Source organism: Bradyrhizobium sp. 155 (assembly GCF_023101105.1).
Taxonomy (GTDB): domain Bacteria; phylum Pseudomonadota; class Alphaproteobacteria; order Rhizobiales; family Xanthobacteraceae; genus Bradyrhizobium; species Bradyrhizobium canariense_D.
The window spans coordinates 2,939,095-2,957,967 of the sequence record NZ_CP064704.1 but is presented as its reverse complement, the minus strand read 5'-3'; the positions used below and the strand labels follow the sequence as shown (position 1 = coordinate 2,957,967).

The 18,873-nt window shown below is 64.4% G+C and carries 19 protein-coding genes; 10 read left to right on the top strand and 9 right to left on the bottom strand.

Going from position 1 to position 18,873, the window contains the following annotated elements:
• The first annotated feature begins 12 nt into the window (after window positions 1-12).
• Window positions 13-1,053 carry a patatin-like phospholipase family protein gene (locus IVA93_RS14315; protein ID WP_085361736.1) on the top strand — a complete coding sequence of 347 codons (1,041 nt, stop codon included), beginning with the start codon at window positions 13-15 and terminating at the stop codon, window positions 1,051-1,053.
• 16 nt (window positions 1,054-1,069) lie between these two features.
• On the opposite strand, the gene IVA93_RS14310 is transcribed toward IVA93_RS14315, so the two are convergent.
• On the bottom strand, window positions 1,070-1,498 hold the full coding sequence (locus IVA93_RS14310) for a CBS domain-containing protein (protein ID WP_085351136.1): 429 nt from the start codon (window positions 1,496-1,498) through the stop codon (window positions 1,070-1,072).
• A 189-nt stretch (window positions 1,499-1,687) separates the two neighbouring features.
• The gene (locus IVA93_RS14305) at window positions 1,688-2,464 is read right to left on the bottom strand and encodes a rhomboid family intramembrane serine protease (protein WP_018455359.1); all 777 of its coding nucleotides are present in this window, start codon (window positions 2,462-2,464) and stop codon (window positions 1,688-1,690) included.
• A 526-nt stretch (window positions 2,465-2,990) separates the two neighbouring features.
• On the opposite strand from IVA93_RS14305, the gene IVA93_RS14300 reads away from it, so the two are divergent.
• Window positions 2,991-3,545 (top strand): PAS domain-containing protein, encoded by a 555-nt coding sequence (locus tag IVA93_RS14300; RefSeq protein ID WP_085361735.1) that lies wholly within the window; start codon window positions 2,991-2,993, stop codon window positions 3,543-3,545.
• Between the two features lie 13 nt (window positions 3,546-3,558).
• Here IVA93_RS14300 and IVA93_RS14295 read toward each other — a convergent pair whose 3' ends face one another.
• Window positions 3,559-3,945, bottom strand: a complete 387-nt coding sequence (locus IVA93_RS14295; RefSeq protein ID WP_085385012.1) for a COG4315 family predicted lipoprotein — start codon at window positions 3,943-3,945, stop codon at window positions 3,559-3,561.
• 145 nt (window positions 3,946-4,090) lie between these two features.
• Here IVA93_RS14295 and IVA93_RS14290 point away from each other — a divergent pair, with 145 nt between their 5' ends.
• On the top strand, window positions 4,091-4,600 hold the full coding sequence (locus IVA93_RS14290; protein ID WP_247335658.1) for a GNAT family N-acetyltransferase: 510 nt from the start codon (window positions 4,091-4,093) through the stop codon (window positions 4,598-4,600).
• A 65-nt stretch (window positions 4,601-4,665) separates the two neighbouring features.
• Here the strand turns inward: IVA93_RS14290 and IVA93_RS14285 are convergent, their stop codons facing one another.
• The gene (locus IVA93_RS14285) at window positions 4,666-6,663 is read right to left on the bottom strand and encodes a DEAD/DEAH box helicase (protein WP_247368079.1); all 1,998 of its coding nucleotides are present in this window, start codon (window positions 6,661-6,663) and stop codon (window positions 4,666-4,668) included.
• A gap of 378 nt (window positions 6,664-7,041) precedes the next feature.
• Here IVA93_RS14285 and IVA93_RS14280 point away from each other — a divergent pair, with 378 nt between their 5' ends.
• Complete coding sequence (locus IVA93_RS14280) at window positions 7,042-7,395, top strand: cupin domain-containing protein (RefSeq protein WP_219683835.1); 354 nt, start codon at window positions 7,042-7,044, stop codon at window positions 7,393-7,395.
• Window positions 7,396-7,432: 37 nt separating this feature from the next.
• On the opposite strand, the gene IVA93_RS14275 is transcribed toward IVA93_RS14280, so the two are convergent.
• From IVA93_RS14275 to IVA93_RS14260, 4 genes are all read right to left on the bottom strand, one after another.
• Window positions 7,433-7,945, bottom strand: a complete 513-nt coding sequence (locus IVA93_RS14275) for a hypothetical protein (RefSeq protein ID WP_247367996.1) — start codon at window positions 7,943-7,945, stop codon at window positions 7,433-7,435.
• A gap of 115 nt (window positions 7,946-8,060) precedes the next feature.
• Window positions 8,061-8,474, bottom strand: a complete 414-nt coding sequence (locus tag IVA93_RS14270; RefSeq protein ID WP_247367994.1) for a VOC family protein — start codon at window positions 8,472-8,474, stop codon at window positions 8,061-8,063.
• Between the two features lie 10 nt (window positions 8,475-8,484).
• The gene (locus IVA93_RS14265) at window positions 8,485-10,224 is read right to left on the bottom strand and encodes a serine hydrolase (protein WP_247411121.1); all 1,740 of its coding nucleotides are present in this window, start codon (window positions 10,222-10,224) and stop codon (window positions 8,485-8,487) included.
• Window positions 10,225-10,315: 91 nt separating this feature from the next.
• A complete protein-coding gene (locus IVA93_RS14260; RefSeq protein ID WP_085385017.1) occupies window positions 10,316-11,467 on the bottom strand; it encodes a zinc-binding dehydrogenase in 1,152 nt (383 codons plus the stop codon).
• Between the two features lie 250 nt (window positions 11,468-11,717).
• Here IVA93_RS14260 and IVA93_RS14255 point away from each other — a divergent pair, with 250 nt between their 5' ends.
• The 4 genes from IVA93_RS14255 (at window position 11,718) to IVA93_RS14240 (ending at window position 15,822) form a co-directional block, all read left to right on the top strand.
• Window positions 11,718-12,965, top strand: a complete 1,248-nt coding sequence (locus IVA93_RS14255; RefSeq protein ID WP_256464734.1) for an MFS transporter — start codon at window positions 11,718-11,720, stop codon at window positions 12,963-12,965.
• Window positions 12,966-13,017: 52 nt separating this feature from the next.
• Complete coding sequence (locus IVA93_RS14250; protein WP_247411116.1) at window positions 13,018-14,184, top strand: MFS transporter; 1,167 nt, start codon at window positions 13,018-13,020, stop codon at window positions 14,182-14,184.
• A gap of 68 nt (window positions 14,185-14,252) precedes the next feature.
• Window positions 14,253-14,864, top strand: coding sequence for a PilZ domain-containing protein (locus IVA93_RS14245; RefSeq protein ID WP_007602573.1), 612 nt, complete (start codon window positions 14,253-14,255; stop codon window positions 14,862-14,864).
• 331 nt (window positions 14,865-15,195) lie between these two features.
• The gene (locus IVA93_RS14240; RefSeq protein WP_026232931.1) at window positions 15,196-15,822 is read left to right on the top strand and encodes a transglutaminase-like cysteine peptidase; all 627 of its coding nucleotides are present in this window, start codon (window positions 15,196-15,198) and stop codon (window positions 15,820-15,822) included.
• Between the two features lie 120 nt (window positions 15,823-15,942).
• Here IVA93_RS14240 and IVA93_RS14235 read toward each other — a convergent pair whose 3' ends face one another.
• A complete protein-coding gene (locus tag IVA93_RS14235; protein WP_524536867.1) occupies window positions 15,943-17,436 on the bottom strand; it encodes a CYTH and CHAD domain-containing protein in 1,494 nt (497 codons plus the stop codon).
• Between IVA93_RS14235 and IVA93_RS41185 the strand changes: the two genes are divergently transcribed.
• Window positions 17,428-17,685, top strand: coding sequence for a hypothetical protein (locus IVA93_RS41185; protein WP_018455344.1), 258 nt, complete (start codon window positions 17,428-17,430; stop codon window positions 17,683-17,685). The genes IVA93_RS14235 and IVA93_RS41185 overlap by 9 nt on opposite strands.
• 341 nt (window positions 17,686-18,026) lie before the next feature.
• Window positions 18,027-18,839, top strand: a complete 813-nt coding sequence (locus IVA93_RS14230; protein ID WP_247367974.1) for a helix-turn-helix domain-containing protein — start codon at window positions 18,027-18,029, stop codon at window positions 18,837-18,839.
• Window positions 18,840-18,873: the final 34 nt, after the last annotated feature.

Sequence of the window (18,873 nt, the reverse complement as noted above, 5' to 3'; positions counted from 1 at the left end):
AGGAGAGTTTCGGTGCTGGACATATTGAAGGGTCGGGGTTCGAACAGCGATAAGGTCGGCGAGAAAGTCGGCTTGGGCAGCATCCGCCGGCCGGTCATCGGCCTTGCCCTCGGCGGCGGCGCGGCGCGCGGCTTCGCTCATATCGGCATTATCAGGACCCTGCTCGCCAACGGAATCGTGCCTGACGTCGTGGTCGGCACCTCGATCGGCGCAGTGGTCGGCGGCCTCTATGCGGCCGGCCGGCTCGATACGCTGGAAGAATGGGGCCGCAGCCTGCAAGGCATGCGCAACATCCTCGGCTATCTCGACATCCGCCTCAACGGCTCCGGCCTGATCGGCGGCGAGAAGCTGGCGACCCGGCTCGAGGCTGCCTGCGGCCAGAGCCAGATCGAGGATCTCCCGGTCAAGTTCGCCGCCGTCGCGACCGAGGTCCGCACCGGCCACGAGATCTGGCTGACGCGCGGCCGCGTGGTCGACGCGATGCGCGCCTCCTACGCGCTGCCCGGCATCTTCTCTCCGGTCCTGATCGGCGATCGCTGGCTGGTCGACGGCGCATTGGTGAACCCGGTGCCGGTCTCGGCCGCCCGCGCGCTCGGCGCGGAAATCGTCATCGCCGCAAATCTTTCCAGCGACATCTTCACCTATTCGACGACGGTCTATTCGCACGGCGCGATGCCTGAACCGGTGATCCCCGCGACCGAAGAGCCGGCGTCAAAGCGGCGCTTCCCGAGATTCTTCTCGCCTGAGAAGACGGTGAAGCGCGAGTTCTTCGGCGGCGGCAGCGCCCGGCCCGGCCTCTCCTCGGTGATGGTCGACGCTTTCAACATCATGCAGGACCGTATCACCCGGGCCCGCCTCGCCGGCGATCCGCCCGACATGCTGATCACACCGCGGATCGGCCAATTCGGCTGGTTCGATTTCCACCGCTCCGAGGACCTCATCGCGCTGGGCACCCGCGCAGCCGAGCGTGCGCTGGAGTCCATCCAGGAGGCAATCCACGAACTGGCGCCCGCGCCCGAGGGCGCTGCGCCCAAAGCCGACCAGCAGGCCTGATCAGGCGGTCTACTGATCAGGCAGTCTTGATGTAGTCGCGCAGAGCTTCCTGCTCGGCCTCGTATTCCTGCACCCGACGCTTGACGATGTCGCCGATCGAGATCAGGCCGACCACCTTGCCGTTGTCGACCACGGGCAGATGGCGGAACTTGCCGGTGGTCATCATCTCCATGAGTTCGGCGACCGTGTCGGTCTCCTTGCAGGTGACCACCTTGCGGGTCATGACCTGCGAGACCGGCTCCTCCAGCGCGCCGGCGCCGCGCTCGCCGATCACCCGGACGATGTCGCGCTCCGACAGGATGCCTTCCAGCCGGCTCTGGTTCATCACCAGCACCGCGCCGATCTTCTTGTCGGCGAGCAGTTTGACCGCGGCAGCCAGCTTGGCGTCGGGCTCGACGCTCATGATCTGGTGGCCCTTGGTGTTGAGAATCGAACGTACCGTCATTGTCGCCTCCCTGAATCGCAACCGTCCGCTGTTCGCGGTCCGGACTTGTTCTTCGAGTCTTCAACTAACAGTTTCAGCGCCGGTTTCACGTTCAGGCGCTTTGCGAAGCATCGCCGCTAGCAGCCTGTCGCTTCGGAACATTCTTCTCGGGAATGATGGATGAATTCGGGCGGCGCCGCAAGCGCCGCTTCAAATGCGGTCTGAAATGTCCCGTGATGACGCATCCGCAGCATCACTTCGCACGCGCGGCACCGGATCGAACAGCGCGAACAGCAACAGGCCGGCAAGGAAGCCGCCGATATGCGCCTGCCAGGCGACGCTCGTGGTCTCGCTGTCGACGCCAATCGCGCCGACGCCGAAGACGATGTTGACGCCGAACCACACCGCAAGAAAACCGAGCACCCGCCCGTCGCGCAACGCGCGCGACAGCGGCAGCGCCGGAACTCTTGCGGCGGTATCGGCATCCGATCGGCTGAACGACAGGAAGCTGCCGCGAACGAAGGCGAAGCGGATCGCCGCCGCCATCGCGCCGGACACCGAGGCCGAGGCGCCGATCATCGGCGCCACCGCGTGCTCATGGGTGACGAGATGGGCGAGCGCGCCGGCCGCCGCCGTCACCGCGAGGAACAGGAAGAACCTGATGGCGCCAAAGCGCCGCGCCAGCGCGCTGCCGAACGGCAACAGCCACAGCACGTTGAAGCCGAGATGGGTGAGATTGGCATGCAGAAGCGAATAGGTGACGAAGGTCCAGACCTTGGCGCCGGCTCCGCCGGGGATCTCCAGATTGAGCAGCGAGGAATCGTAGCGCTTGGGGATGAAGCCGAAGACGTCGATGGTCCAGTTCTCGAGCTCCGGCGGCAGCAGCACCCGCAGATGGATCACCGCGAGCAGGAGGATATAGGCGGTCAGCGCGAACGGCAGCGTCAGGATCGGCTCGCGCGGAGCCTCCTCAACGACGGCCGGCACCCCCAGCGAAGCATCTTGCGACGAAGGATCTTGCGGCGGAGAATTTGGCGGGAATTCCAAGGGCGGCTTCGCTTTCAGGCGCGATCGGAGCGACAGGCTTCACGACAGGCCTTGGAGATAGTCGCCTTTGCCCGCGCTGCGCAAGTGCACAAAAGGAAAAGGCAGGGCCCTGGGAAAGCCCTGCCTATCCGTGTCGGACTTCCGGTACCCAGAGAGACGGGAGTATCCCCACCCCTCCCCGCGGCCGGTGACCAAACTGTTTGACGCCTGTGTACAGGCTTCGCCGAGAACCTGGAGAAAAGCGGCGAGGCTTGCGACCGCGATCACCATAGCAGCGGGGCGGTGCACGGAAAGCGAATAGTTAATTTAACGTTAACGACGCAAAGGCAGCGCCAGGAGCACCGAAAATGCCGCTGCGGCATGGACGCTGCAAAGCCCCTCCTGCACAACAACACAGGGATCGCGGCTGCACTGAAGCGGGACAGGTTTGTCCCGCGAGGTTGCGCCCCGGGGTAAGCGTTCAGCCATGAAACATCCGTCGAGCCGCGAGTTCTTCGCATATTGGGACACCAAGCGGGGCACCGCGCGGGCCCCTGACCGGGCCGATATCGATCCGGCCGCCGTGCGCGGCCTGCTCGGTGACATCTTCGTGCTGTCCTGCGAGCCCCATCTCGGCTTTCCGTTCCGCGTCGCCGGCACGCGCGTCTGCGCCCTCGCAGGGCGCGACCTCAAGGATGCGAGCTTTGCGGCGCTGTTCAACGAGGCTAGCCGCCGCGAGATCGAGGAGATCACGACCATCGTCGCCGATGAGAGCCTCGGGGCAATCGCCGGCGTCACCGCCGCGCGCGAGGACGGCAGCAAGGCGTATCTCGAGCTGCTGCTGCTGCCGTTCAACGCCCGCCCGCATACACCGGTGAGCGTGACGGGCGTGCTCGCGCCGTTCGACGACGAATGCGGCGCGCTGGGCCCGTTCGCCCTCACCTCCTGGCGCTATCTGCACCAGCCGGAAAAACTGCTGCCGCGCGCGATCCGCAAGCTGCAGATCGCACGCGGGCTGATGGTGTATGAGGGGCTGCGCTAGGAGTGCACCCTGCTCACGGCATCGCCAGATGCCAGGCGCCGTTCAGAAAGCCGTCGCCCGTGACGTCGCCGGGCTTGGTGTCCTTGGCAAAGGTGTAGAGCGGCTTGCCCTTGTAGGCCCACTGCTTCGAGCCATCGTCGCGCGTGATGACGGTGTAGCCGTCGGCGGCGGCATCGCTCGCCTCGGCCTTCAGCACCGGCCAGTTGGTCGCACACGGACCATTGCAGGCCGACTTGCTGTCACCATCCTTGTCGAAAGTATAGAGCGACATGCCCTTGGCGTCGGTAAGCACGTTCCCTTTGTCGGTCTTGCCGGTCTTGGTCGGCGGTGCCGCGAAGGCAGCGGGAAGCAGCGCCAGCGATATTGCGAGCGTGAGCGCGAGGCGGATCGATGACGTCATGGTCTCTCCTGTCAGGCAATGGGCTTGCATGGGTAGGACGCCGCGCGAGCCGTCGTATTCCTGAGATCGCGGCAAAGATATTTTTCGCTGCAAGCCTCGTCGCATCGGAATAAACTGGGATGATGGAGATGGACGACGGATCGACATGAGCAAGCCGCATTGGCGTCCCGCCCGCGCCTCCGATCTGCCGGCGATCAGCAAGATCGCAGCGCAAATCCATCCCGATCTGCCTGAACGCCCCGAGGTGCTTGCGGAAAAGATGCGGCTCTATCCCTATGGCTGCCGCGTGATCGTCGCGGACGACGGGATCGTCGGCTACGGTCTGGCGCATCCCTGGATGCAGCACCGGATTCCGCCGCTCGACGGCTTCCTCGAGCAATTGCCCGGCGATGCGGATTGCCTCTATTTGCATGACATCGCGGTGCTGCCCGACTTTCGCGGCGGCGTCGCGCGCGACTATGTCGTTGCGACCGAACAGCTCGCGCGCGCGTCAGGAATCGCGACGCTCGCATTGGTGTCGGTCTACGCCACGCGGCCGCTGTGGGAGCGTCTCGGCTTTCGGCCGGTCACGGCGGATGCGGAGCTGCGGGTAAAGCTCGCGACCTACGGCGACAGCGCAACCTACATGCTGCGCGATCTCGCTGCTCACACCTGATTTCTGAGACGATGCCGCCGGCGCAATCCGGCGGCATCATTGCCGTCCGCGCTGGGCAGCGCCAGTCAGGCGCGATGCTTCTTTTTAGTCTTCGGCTTCTTTCCGGCGGCGCCCTTCTCAGACCACGACGTGACCGAGGGCTCAGCGTGGCCCGACTTGTTCTTGTGCTTTTTCTTCTTTGCGAAGGAAGGCGCATCGTCGAATTTCGGCGTGCGCTCGGCGTACGGCTTTTCGTGCGGTTTGCCGTGTATCTTGCCGTGTGGCTTGCCTTGCGGTTTGAACCCGTTCGGCTCGCGCGCGCGTTCGCCCTGGCGTTCACGATGATCGCTGTCGCCGCTCTCGCGCCGCGGCGCGTGGGGCCGCTCTTCCGATGCCGCCTGCCGTTGCGGCGCATCCGCCATCGGCTCGAGACGGATATTGTCTTCCTTGTCCGGACGCTTGATCTTCACGGCGAAGGATTCCGCGACCCGCTCGGAAATTTCGAACTCGGTCGTGGTGTCCATGATCTTGATCGCGCCGATGTCGTTCTTGTCGATGCCGCCACGACGGCAGATCATCGGCAACAGCCAGCGCGCTTCCGCGTTCTTTTTTCGTCCGATGTTGGCCCGGAACCAGACGCTGCCATCCGCCATGCCATGTTTCGACGACGACTTTCCCGCTTTGGGCCGCGCCCTTTCGGGCCGATCATCGCCACGCGATGCGCGGATATCGTCGCGCGGTGCGCGCGTATCATTGCGGCCGCGATCCTCGCGCGGCCGGCTGCTCCGCTCGCCGGGATCCATAATGTCTTCGGGCGACGGCAGCCGCGCGCGATAGAGCCGTGCGAGTGACGCGGCGATCTCCTCGGCCGACCGCTCGGCCAATAGCGCCTGCGCCAGCGCCAGATCGTCGGCGGTGGTCTCCTCCGTGAACAGCACGTCCTTCATGCGCTCGTGATCGAGCTTGCGGATCTCATCCGGCTGCGGCGCCGTCCCCCAGACCGCGTCGATGCCCGAGACGTTCAGCAGCATTTCCGCACGCCGCCGCCGCACGGGCGGCACCAGCATGACGCTCGTCCCCTTGCGGCCCGCGCGGCCGGTGCGGCCGGAGCGATGCTGCATGACCTCGGCGTCGTTGGGCAGGTCGGCATGAATGACGAGATCGAGGCTCGGCAGATCGATGCCCCGGGCGGCGACGTCGGTCGCCACGCAGACGCGCGAGCGTCCGTCGCGCAGCGACTGCAGCGCCGTGGTTCGCTCGTTCTGCGTCAATTCGCCTGACAAAGCGACCACGGAGAAGCCGCGCTCCAGCAGTGCCGCCTGCAAGTGCCGGACGCCGTCGCGCGTGCTGCAGAATACCAGCGCGCTCGGCGCCTCGTAGAAGCGCAACACGTTGACGACGGCGTGCTCGGCATCACCGGGCGCGATCCGGATCGCGCGGTACTCGATATCGGCGTGACCGCCTTCGTCGCCGGCGACCTCGATCCGGAACGCCCGCTGCTGATACTGCTTGGCCAGCGCGACGATGCCGCGCGGGAACGTCGCCGAGAACATCAGGGTGCGGCGCGTGTCCGGCGTGGTCTTGAGGATGAACTCCATGTCCTCGCGAAAGCCGAGATTGAGCATCTCGTCGGCCTCGTCGAGCACGACTACCTTCAATTCCGAGATGTCGAGACGGCCGCGGCGCAAATGATCGCACAACCGGCCGGGCGTGCCGACGACGATATGAGCGCCGGCCGCAAGCTCGCGCTGCTCGCGCCTGGGGTCCATGCCGCCGACGCAGGAAACGACGCGCCCGCTCGCATGCTCGTACAGCCAGGCCAGCTCGCGATGGACCTGCAAGGCAAGCTCGCGGGTCGGCGCCACGATCAGGGCAAGCGGTGCACCCGCCCGCTCGAACCGCTCGGCGTCGCCCAACAGGTCCTTGGCCATGGCGAGCCCATAGGCCAGGGTCTTGCCGGAGCCGGTCTGTGCCGAAACCAAGAGATCGCGGTCAGCGGCCTCGTCCGTGAGTACGGCGAGCTGAACGGGGGTCGGACGGTCGTAATTGCGCTCGGCCAAAGCTCGGGCGAGCGGCGCACTCATGGTCGGAAAAGACACGGGATAAACCTTGGTTGGTCCAGGCGCGGAACGTCGAGCCGCGCGACCTGAAGCTGCGTAGGCGGCAAATGGTCCAGCCGCACGCGTGGTGATCTGATTTGGACGCTCTTTACGCCAAGTGCGGGCAAATCACCATGCCTATGACGCATGGCTTTGGTGATGCCGAGAAGAAGCTTACTGGCCAGCTCGACCCACTACATCCAGCGTTTTCGGGGCATTTTACTGCATATAGCGGGATTTTGGGGCGAGGCAGGGTGGAAGACCGCGTCGCTAGGCAGGATCGGCCGATTGGCTGGCCAGAAGTCTTGCCGTGTCGGCAATTCGACCCCAGATCGTGCCTCACGAAAGAGCAACGGGTGACACATGGCCGACGGCATATCGCTTGCCGACAAACTCGCGACTTTTGGGGATTTCTGGTCTCCGCGCACGATCACGACCTTCAACGACTGCGACGTGATGGTGGTGAAGGTGAAGGGAGAGTTCACCTGGCACAAGCACGACGACACCGACGATTTCTTTCTCGTCTTGAAAGGCAGTCTGGACATCGAATTGCGGGATCGCACGGTGACGCTCGGTCCGGGCGAACTCTATGTCGTGCCCAAAGGTGTTGAGCATCGACCGGTCGCGCGCGAGGAGGTTCATCTCCTGCTCATCGAGCCGACCGGCACGCCGAACACGGGCGACAAGGCCACCGCCGCGGCCCGCAAGCTCGCATAGAGGGCAACTCGCCCAGCGCAGCTCTATGCCTGCAGCCCTAATCCCTGGAGGTCACCAGGCTGCTGAAGCCGCCGACCAGTCTAGCTCTTGCCCGCACAAGAGTGTCCCTGGCCGCGCGGCTCAGTGCGCGGATGGCGCGCCAGGCGTCGGTTGCCTGCAGCCACGCCTTCACCTCGGAGTACTTGCCGTACGTCCAGGCAAATGCCGGAATCCGCATCAGCTTGTCACGCGTGAGATGGAACAGGCGCTCGACCAGCACGAGCTTGAGCAGCTCGCCGACGATAAAAGTCGCCGCCCCGCTCAGGACCTGGCCCGTTGCCGCGAGATAGGCTGCCACGGGCTTGACCGGCTCCAGGATGATGACGGGCACGGAAAACAGGGCGAGCGAGCAATAAGGCGACAGCGATCTGATCCAGGCGCGCAATCGCTTCAATTGGAGATGCCGCCCGATCCAGCGCGAGATTGGCCTCGCCACAGCGATGAAGACCGCATCCACCAGGAAGTAGATGGCGGCCGCGATGTAGGTCAGGGGCTTCAGGATCTGCTTCACGATGAACTCTCCCGTGAACTCAAAGCCGTAACCTGGGCCTAAGTTTCACCCCGGCGTGAATAACTCGCGGATTTTCGGTGGAACTTTTCGTGCACGGGCCCGCCGCTCGCGCGTTTCAGATCTCCGCATAGACCTCCAAAAGATTGCCGTCGGGGTCGCGGAAGAACAGGGTTCGATGCCCGAAAGACTGGTCGGTCGGCGGCGACAGCAGCGCGACGCCGTGCCGTACCAGTTCGTTGGCACACGCATCGACGTCGGCTGCGGAGACCTTGAAGGCCAGTTGCAGCGCGGCACTGCCCGCCGGCGTCGGCGCGTCAGTCGCGGTTCGGCCCGGCTTCGCCAGGGCCAGCGTATTGCTGCCCAAGCCGTATTCGATCCAGTTCGGCGACAGTTCGCGCAGCAGCGGAAATGCGAGGACCTCCTCGTAGAAGCGGCGCATGGCCACCATGTCGCGCACGAAAATGACAGTGTAGTCGATCGCGCGGATGGCGCTGAAGGGGGAGCGGGAGTCGTTTGAGTGCGGCTCCATGGGTCGTCTCCTACTTCACCGAGCGGTCGCCGACGAAGATGCCGTTCGGCTGATGAAAGACGACCTGGTCAATCCGATCGTCCTCTCCGCGAAATTCGATGGCAAAACCGTCCAGCTCGACGATCCGAAACCGGCGGCCCTGCTGCGGCTCGAGACGATAGGCGGGCTGGAAATCGGACTTCAGGATCAGCCGGCCTTCGGCGTCGAGACTCACGTTGTGGTTCACGCCACCGCTCTTGAAAAGCCCGGCGCATCGCTCGCAAAACGCAGGATCTATACACTCGCCGGCGGCGCGGCGTGCGAACACGATGTCCTTCACCATCGGCTCCAGGGGCACGGACAGGTGCACGATATTGCCGTCGCGGTCGGTTTGGAACGTGATGGGCAGGTTGTCCGGATGGAGCTGGTCGATGATCTCTGGCGTGACGAACGTCTCGAAATGCCAGTGCGATAGCGGCGCGCCCATGCCGCGCCACGACCAGTGCAGCGCGTGGTCCCGCTCGCGGATCGATATAAGACCATAGGCGGGATGGGCATAGTCCGCCGCATAAGTGGACAAAGCATGCGCCGGCCTTGTGTCCCTGTGACGCGCTTTCTCGCGCACCTCCTTGTTGGCAGGAATGTGAGCGATGAAGTCGTCGCGCATCTTGCGGAAGCGTGAGAGCCAGTCGACCGGCTCCCGGCCGCGCAGCCGGTCGATGATGTACCACGTCAGGATCGATGTGACCTCGTTTCGACTGCGGTTCGTCAGCACGACCACGCCGATGCCAGCGTCCGGCACCAGCGTCATCAGCGAGCCCCAGCCGTTCCAGCCGCCGCTGTGCAATACTACGCGCTCGCCCTGATACGTGTTGGACTGAAGCCCCAATCCATAGTGCCAGTGGCCGAACTCGGAAAATTCCGACTTGCCAACAGGCGCGAGCGGCGCGTGCAGCTGGTCCACCAGCGATGCCGGCAGCAGGCGTTCGCCCTCGAATTCGCCCCTGCCGAGATGCAGCCGCATCCAGTTGGCAAGATCGGCCACCGACGTGTTGATGGCGCCTGCGGCCGTGGTGCGGATCGGCAGCCGCAGCGCCGGCGACCGCGTGTCAACGTCGATCTTGTAGGGCCGCGCCGGCTCCTGTGCAGCTTCGAGTTCATCGAGCGAGAAACTGACCGTCATGCCGAGCCGATTTGTCAGGCGCTCGCGGACGAAAGCCTCATAGCTCTGGCCGGTTACGCGCTCGATGAGGAGACCGGCGGCGTTGTAGCAGAGGTTGCAGTATTGCCAGGCGGCGCGGATGTCCCGGCTCAGTTCGAGATGCCGCATCAGCGGCAGCATCTCGGACGGCGCGAGGTCTCCGGGCAGGTGAAGCCAGTCGTGTCGCGGTAACCCCGACTGATGGCTGAGCAGGTCGCGAACGGTGACGCGTTCGGTCGCGACCGCATCCGAGAGGCGAAACTCCGGCAGATAGTCGCGGACCGGCTTGGTCCAGTCGAGCAGCCCCTCGTTATGCAGCAATGCAATCGCGGTCGCGGTGAAGGATTTCGTGATCGAGCAGATCACGAATTGGGTACGCGGCGTGACCGGCAGATCGGCCTCGACGTCGCGCTGGCCGTAGGCGCCTGTGAGCACCACCTTGCCGTCCTGCACGATGGCGAGCGCTGCGCCCGGCACCTTCCAGACCGCCATCGCGTCAGCTGCAAGTCGGTCGATGTCGGGGATAAGGGATGCGAGGGAAACGTCGGGAAATTCGGATGAAATGTTCATGACACCTGCCGGCCTTGCGAGGTGCGCAGGCTAGCTGGTTCAACGTAAAATGGAAGTCGCGGATACGATTTTTTTCGCGATAGCGTGCTCTTCACTCCACCAATTCCGGCCACGGCACGATAGTCGACTTCACCGTCTTCATCGCCATGGCATCCCTGACCGCCTGTGCGACGCCTTCTTCCGTGAACGGATAGATTGTCTGCATCTTCAGCCAGGGATATTTGCCCGCCGTGCGATGGAGCATGTCGACGCCGAGCGGCAGATCGTTGGCGGTAAAACCCCAGGAGCCCAGCACGTTGATATCCTTGGTGCAGATGCGGTGCCATGAAGTCTCGATCGAGCCGGCGTCGGTGAACTGTCCCATCTCGACATAAGTGCCACCGTCGCGCAGCATCTCGATGCCTTCGGGGCCGGCGGAGGGATGGCCCGAGCAATCCATCACCAGATCGGCGCCGAAGCCGCCGACGATGTCGCGCACGCGCGCGATGCGTGCCTCGGGCGATTTGATCTCCTCGATGTTCACCGTCGCCTCGGCGCCGAACTCGCGCGCGAGCTTGAGCCGCGGCTCCTCCGGCGCCCCGACGCAGATCACGCGCCCTGCTCCCATCTCCTGCGCGGCGGCGACCGCGAGAATGCCGATCGGGCCCGAGCCCTGGATCACCACAGTGTCGCCCCAGGAAAAACCGCCGGCGCGGCTGGCGCGATTGAAGGCGCGGATGCAGGACGTCAGCGGCTCCGACAGCGCACCCAACCGCAGCGACATGTCGTCAGGCAATTTGTAGATCTTGGTGCCCGGCAGCATGTCGAGATCGACATAGACATATTCGGCCCAGCCGCCCCACATGTGAGGCGCCTTGTCGAAGCCGAGATAGCGGCCGTAATAGACCGGCGTCAGGCATTTGTTGGCGGTCAGGGGATAATGGATGCAGTAATAGCAGCTGCCGCAGGGCATCAGCGGCGGGATCATCACTTTTGATCCGACCTTGAGCGGCTTGCTCATGAAGTCCTCGGTGAATTCGTCGCCGCATTCGACGATGATTCCGCCGAGCTCGTGGCCGAGCGTGAACGGCCACGGCAGCGGCTTCGGCCAATGCCCCTTCAGAATGTGCAGGTCCGTGCCGCAGACGCCGCACGCGCCGACCTTGATCAGCGCGGCCCTCTTGCCGACCTTCGGCCACGGCACGGTGCGAATGACGGGTTCGCTGCCCGGCCCTGCGTGGGTGCAGACGCGGATCTGGTCCATGGCGTGTCCTCGCTGCCCGTCTGTTATGATTGATTGGTGCGGGCTGAAGCGAAGCGTATGTGAGATGCGCGCTGGTGCCAAGCCGCGGTCTCGTAACCCGCATGAGCGAAGCGACATGCGGGGCCAGCATTCCCGGATATCGCTTCGCTCATCCGGGCTACGGGACCCTGGTCTCCACACACCCAAGTGCCTTGAGCGCTCGACGGCGAACGTGTAGGCACGGCGCCAAAGTCCCACCCCAGGTGCCCGCTTGAACCCCCTCCCTCAAAATCCCGTGGTCGCGTCCGGCTCGTTCGCAGCGATGAGGTCGGTGCCCTACCGGCTCCAGTTCATCGCTTACGTGCTGGCGATGATGGCCGACAATATCGAGCATGTGATCAGCTATTGGGTGGTGTTCCAGAAATTCCATTCGCCGGCGCTGGCGGGTTTTGCCGTGCTGTCGCACTGGTTGCCGTTCCTGCTGTTCTCGGTCGCGGTTGGCGGGCTGGCGGACCGGGTCGATCCGCGCCGCATCATTCAATGCGGCATGCTGCTGTTCATCGTGGCCTCGGCTGGATGGGGTTTCTTCTTCATCACCGACGCCATCGAGATGTGGCACGCCATGCTGCTGCTGGTGATCCATGGCTGCGCCGGCGTGTTGTGGCAGACGCCGAACCAGCTGCTGCTCTATGATCTCGTCGGTCCGGCCGATCTTCCGAGCGCGGTGCGGCTGAATGCGATGGCGCGCTATCTCGGCATTTTGGTCGGACCTGCCGTCGGCGGCATTATCATGCTGACGCTCGGCACCTCGCATGGCATTATCTTCAACACGCTGTTCTATCTGCCGATGCTGCTGTGGCTGTTCTGGGCGCCGGTGCGGGACAAGAGTGTCGCCGTGCGGCGCTTCGCCGTGCGCGGCCTTGCCGACATCATGCTGACCATCCGCGCCATCGGCACGCAGCCGGTGCTGACGGCGATGACATGGCTCGCCGGCCTCACCTCCTTCATGATCGGCAATGCCTATCACGCCCAGATTCCGGGCTTTGCCGGCGATCTCGGCCACGGCGATCCCGGAATCTCCTACAGCGTGCTGCTCGCGGCCGATGCCGCCGGCGCACTGCTCGCCGGCATCGCGCTGGAATCCTGGGGGCGGCTCAAGGGCACGCCGCGCATCGCGATCATGCTCGCCATGCTGTGGAGCGTGGCGCTGCTCGGCTTCGCCTCGGTGCGGATCTATCCGGTCGCGATCGTGCTGTTGTTCTTTGCAGGCTTCTTCGAGCTGTCGTTCAATACCATGGCGCAGGCGCTGGTGCAGTTGAACGCGCCGTCCGACATTCGCGGTCGCGTCGTCGGCCTCTACAACATGGCGGGGCTTGGGATGCGGGCGTTCAGCGGCATCACGGTCGGACTGTTCGGTGCGGCGATCGGCATCCACTGGTCGCTCGGGCTCTCAGCCGCAGTGCTGCTGGCACTGCTATGTCTTCTCTATGGGCGCGCGACGAGGAAGACGGCCGGTTGACTCCGGCGTCTCCCCACCGCACGCTCGATACAGGGTTTGGGGAGATGAAGCGTTGCGCAATCGCTGGGGCATACTTGCGATCCTGTTCGTCGTTCGCCTCACCATCGCATTCCAGTTCCAGAGCGTGGCCGCGGTCGCGCCGCTGCTGCAGCAGAGCTTCGGCGTCGGGCTCGCCGATATCGGCATCCTGATCGGACTCTATTTCACACCGGGCATCGTGCTGGCGCTGCCGGGCGGCGCGATCGGCCGGACGCTTGGCGACAAGCCCACCACGATCCTGGCGCTGCTGCTGATGACGGCGGGCAGCCTCGTCATGGCCACCACCGACGTCTGGGGCTGGCAGATGGCGGGCCGGCTCGCCTCCGGCGCCGGCGGCGTGCTGCTGACCGTGCAGCTCACCAAGATGGGCACTGACTGGTTCGCGGGGAAGGAGATCGCCACCGCAATGGCGATCTTCGTCAACTCCTGGCCGGCCGGCGTTGCGATCTCGCTCCTGGTGTTGCCGGCGATCGGCACGGCCTATGGCGCGGGCGCCGTGTTCCTCGTGGCCGGCGCGCTTACCGCGATCGGCATTGTGCTGATCACGTTCTACCAAGCACCGCCGGGAGCAACCGCCAGCGCGGCCGGCTCCGGGCGGCTTGATCCGCTCGCGCTTCTGGCGGTGATCGTCGCAGGCGCGATCTGGGGCCTCTATAATGTCGGCTTCGCCATGATCTTCTCGTTCGGCCCCTCGCTGCTCGCCGAGCGAGGCTGGAGCATTGCCGCGGCGGGATCGGCGATCAGCCTCGTGATGTGGCTGTCGGTGATCTCGGTGCCGGCAGGCGGCTATCTCGCCGATCGCTTCAAGCGCCCCTTCGTGCTGGCGATCGCGGCCAGCCTGATGGTCGCCGGGCTGCTGGCCTGGCTGACCCGGTCCGACGCCGTGATCACGATCCTCGTCCTGATCGGCCTGATCGGCGGCCATCCGGCCGGCCCGATCATGAGCCTGACCGCCCGCGTGCTCGTGCCGCAAACCAGGGCGATGGGGATGGGCGTGTTCTACACTCTCTTCTATGCCGCGATGATGCTGGGGCCGGCGGTGGCGGGCCGGCTCGCCAAATCGGCCGGCACGGCCGCGGTCGCGCTCGACCTCGGCGCGCTGACAGTGCTGGCCTGCCCGCCCCTGATGTGGCTTTTCGAACGCATTGTGTCTGTTCGTCACCGCCGTGCCCGATCCTAACGCGGCATTAACCCTGTGCACCTTAGGGTCGTCCCGGACTCCGCCAGGCGGGGGGTCGGGTTGTGAAAATGGCGTTGGCGCACAAAAAATTTCTTCCGGCCGCCGAGGAACGTCGGCGTTTCCAGCGGGTGAAGGTTCACCTGCTCGGCCGCTACATGCTGCCGGACCGCCGTGAATTCCCCTGCCAGGTGATCAACATGTCGCCGGGCGGGCTGGCGCTGCTGGCCCCCGGCATCGGCAATGTCGGCGACCGCGTGGTCGCCTATCTCGACCATATCGGGCGCGTCGAGGGCAAGATCACCCGCATCATCGACAATGGCTTCGCCATGACGGTCGGTGCCACGCCGCGAAAGCGCGACAAGCTCGCCGCACAGCTGACCTGGCTGGCCAACCGCGACATCCTCAATTTGCCGGAAGACCGCCGCCACGATCGTATCGTGCCGCGCAATCCGATCGCGGTGCTGACGCTCGAGGACGGCACCAAGATGACCTGCCGCATCATCGACCTCTCGCTGTCGGGCGCCGCCATCGCCGCGGAGAACCGCCCCCCGCTGAAATCGACGGTTCTGCTCGGCCGGGTGCAGGGCCGCGTGGTCCGAAACCTCGAAGATGGCTTCGCGCTCGAGTTCATGCATTCGCAGCCAATTGAAACTCTCGAAGAGAGCGTTACCGCGCGGTAAAGCGCGAAGGCACCAAAACCACTGCATTTCCAGTACTGAAGGCGGCCTCCGCGATGCGGACGCCGCCTTTTTCATGGGTGGCGTCGAGGCTCGCGCGGGTTAACGCGGAGGCTGCGGGAGCGTGCAAACAACGGTTCCGCCAGCGTTTCCGCGTTAATCCATAAAATTTGAATCAATTGCAGTCATATCGAATTTTATTCAAATTTGACTCAAGTATAGATCGAATTCGCCGCGTGTTTTACTTGCATTCGTCTCGACTTGACTTGACTGACTTAGCGGCAACTCAAAAGCTGCCTGCGCAATGTGGTCCCAACAAGAAACGGGGGCCGCAATGTTTGATTTCAGGGGACAGGGGAAGGGATTGGCGCTCGCCGCCATGCTCTTCGGAATGAGCGCGGCAGCGCAGGCCGGCGAAGGCCGTCTGCTCTACGCAAGCCTCGGCGACACCACGCGTGCGCCGATCGGCTGGGTCGAGTTCTGTGCGGACAATGCCGCTCAGTGCCAGGGCGCACCGACGCAACCGCGTGACATCGTGATGTCGCAGGCTGCATGGCGCGACCTCGTCAAGGTCAATCGCTGGGTCAACGAGACCGTCAAGCCTTTGACCGACCAGGAGCACTGGGGCGTGATCGAAAAGTGGTCGCTGCCGTCGGACGGTTACGGCGACTGCGAGGACTACGTGCTGTTGAAGCGCAAGATGCTGATCGATGCCGGATGGCCGCGCGAGGCCCTGCTCATCACCGTCGTGCGCGACAAGAAGGGCGAAGGACACGCGGTGCTGACGGTGAAGACCGACAAGGGCGAGTTCGTTCTCGACAATCAGAACGAGAACGTCGTTGCCTGGACGGAGACCGGCTACCGCTTCGTCAAGCGCCAGTCGCAGAGCGATCCCAATGTCTGGGTCTCGCTCGGCGACACCAAGCCGGCGGTCTCCACCGCCAGCGCAAGGGATCAGTAGAGACAAACGAAAGAGATACGCGACCCGGTCACATCCCCACCCCTCCCCGTCCCAGACCGGTTCGCGCGCGGCCAGCCATCCCCCAATGGCTGGCCGCAACTTTGTTAGGGTGTACTTCGCTTAGTTCTGCGGCGCCTGCCGCGACCAGGGCACGCGCGCGACGGTGAAATCGCGCCATGTGCTTTGCAGGACGGGTTGCACCCCGATCGACGCGCGCGCCTGCCAGCCTGCGATCGCCGCCGCGGCGATGGTGCCGTCGGGCTCGGTATCAAGCCCGTCCAGCAATGATGCCGTAACCGCCATGTCGTTGACGGCGCCAAGCTGCTCCTGCAAGCCGGCGAGCCTTCGCGAGAATTTTCGCGTGGATTTGCGGTCTGCGAACAGCGGCAGCAGAAACTCGCTGAGATAGCGCAGCCGCTTGGTCGCGAGCCGCAGGCGGTGCAACTGTTCGGCGGAAAGCGACTTGAAGCGGCGGCCGCGCTTGAGCACCTTGGCGTATTGCGCCGATAGGATGCGTGCCGCGAAGTCGGCCGCGGGTTCGGCGAGCTGGCCGAGATCCTCGGTGGCGACGTCGTTGCGCCAGCCGCGCGCCTCGATCCAGTTGCCGAGGCCGAGCAGGAACATGGCGCAGCGGCGATCTTCGAGGGCGCCATGCGCCTTGCGATAGGCGTCGGACTGGCGCCCGGCCGCAGCCAGGCCCAGTGCATCGAAGCCCGCGACCGACGGACAGGCTGTTGCGATCTTCGGCAAGGTATCGAGCCGGAACACATCCCAGTCGCGCGCGGCGGAGAGCTCTTGCGCCAGCCATCTGGCTTCCAACCGCAGCGCATCGAGATTGCTGAGCGCGCCGACCGACCCCATCAGATCCAACGCCGATCGAAGCCGGCGCAGCGAGACGCGCAGCTGATGGATTCCTTCCGGATTGCGGCCATCCTCGGCCGCCGGCAGCGACTGAAGCAAATGGAGGAAGCAGGAACGCAGGATTGTCGCGAACGCCTCGTCCAATGTCACCGACGGATCGAGACGAAGTTTTCGCGGACGCCGCGCCGAGGGTGGCTTGTCGGCGGCAAGATCGAAGCCGCGTGCCGATTTGGAGCGAATGGACGGCTTTACGTCGCCGTGCTCCGCGAGCCGCAGCGCGATCTCGTAGACCGCGCTCGCGCTGCCGCTCTTGAGCTCCAGCTCGATCTCGCTCACCGGCAGTGAACGGTCGCCGGCCGTCAACTCACCCTGGTCGAAGGCGATCTCGACCGTGCCTGACGGCAGTTCGATCGGCCGCGCATGGCGATGGACATCGGCAGTGAAGACCGATTCGAGCGGCTGCGCTTCCAGGTTGCCGCGAAGCTTCTCGGGAATGAACGGCATTGCCAAACCGAGATCGGGCGCAAGCGACAGTACCCTCATCTCCCACTCACCACGGCGGAGCGGATCGTCCACCGCATCGGTCTTCACGGTCTGCACGAAGCGCGCGCCGCTCTGACGAACGCGCAAGCTCAAGCCGTGGCGACGCAACGTCCGCTCCGGCGTGTCGTAATAGACGGACTTGAGATATTTGCGCGCGCCCTTGTTGCGCGCGTTCATCGCGATCACAGGCGCGGCCTTGAAATGCGCCATGCGATCGGCATCGACGAAAAGCTTGAGCTCGATCTCACCGGCACCATGCGCGGCAGCGCTCGACCGCAGTGGTTCCGTTGCCGGTTCCGCGTCTTGCAATGGCGTCTGATCGATCACAGGTTCCGCGACGAGTTCGGCCGGCTCACGCTGCCTGAAGAAGCCAGCAACGACTTGCGTTCTCTTGTTTTCCCTTGCAACAGGATTTCCATCCCGCGCGCTCGGAGCCTTGCGAACCGGCGTTGCGTCTGACTTCAGCATTTACGGTAACATGACAGTTCGATGACAGAGCGCCATCCTATAGCCGGTGTGGCTCGCGAGGAATAGTCACTTGACGTCGCAGCGCCCTACCGTCCACACGAGGCTGGGAGCGCACAATCCAGCTTGACCACAGGAACTAAATTGCCGCTGGGCACAGCAAGCGATCGAGTTGACTGCGAATCCCGCCCTTCTCGAAACCGAGATGAACGCGTCAGCGAGCTTGACTCATGCCAACCTTCCCGCAATCGGTGGCGATGGCGTCGAGCGCGCTGCCCTGTCCCTCCGGCTGTTGCTTCATCGGCTAGCGGCACAGGCAATCACAAGGAGTTGGCATGACGTCGTTCCGTCCCGTCATCGCGTTGTCCAGGGGCCTCGAAGTCCTTCGGGTGATCAATCAGGAACGGCAGTCGACCGTCGGCTCGCTGCACAAGGCGACGGGGCTGAACAAGTCAACGATCGTCCGCATGCTCGAGACGCTGGAACATGAAGGTTATGTGGTACGTCGTACCGAGCCGGCCAGCTACGCGCCGACGGGACGGGCGCTGCTGCTCAGCGCAGGCTATGATGAGCCGACCTGGATTGGCGGCATCGCCGAACCCATCCTGAACAAATTCCGCAAGCAGATCCATTGGCCGTCAGACATCGCGGTGCTCGATCAGGAGTCCATGGTCATCGCCCACACGACGCGCGTTGATGGATCGCTGCTGTTCAGCCGCCCGCCGGGTTTTCGCTTTCCCGTCCTCGGCACCTCGATGGGACGCGCCTATCTCGCCTTCTGCGAACCCGCCGAGCAGGAGCGCATTGCCGCACGGCTGGCCCTTGGTCCGGAGCCCTGGAACGATCTGGCGCGCAATCCCGGCAGACTTGCCAAAGTGCTGCGCACGATCCGTAGCGCGGGGTTCGCAGTCATGGACGAGACCTACAGCCGCCGCGTCTTCGGGGGCGCAGTGTGGGCGATCGGCGTACCCGTCGTTTTGCGGAATCGCCTGTTCGGCAGCATGAACGTGATGATGCTTCGCGAGGCGGTCGGTCTGGAGGACGGTGTGCGGCGCTTCGTACCGCCGATGAAGAAGGTCGCTTCCGCACTTGCCGAGGCGCTCGCTGCCAAGCTTGCTGCGCCGGGTTCTCCTGCAGGTCGGCGATGATCATTTCACACAGTGAAACGATATTTTGATTTCT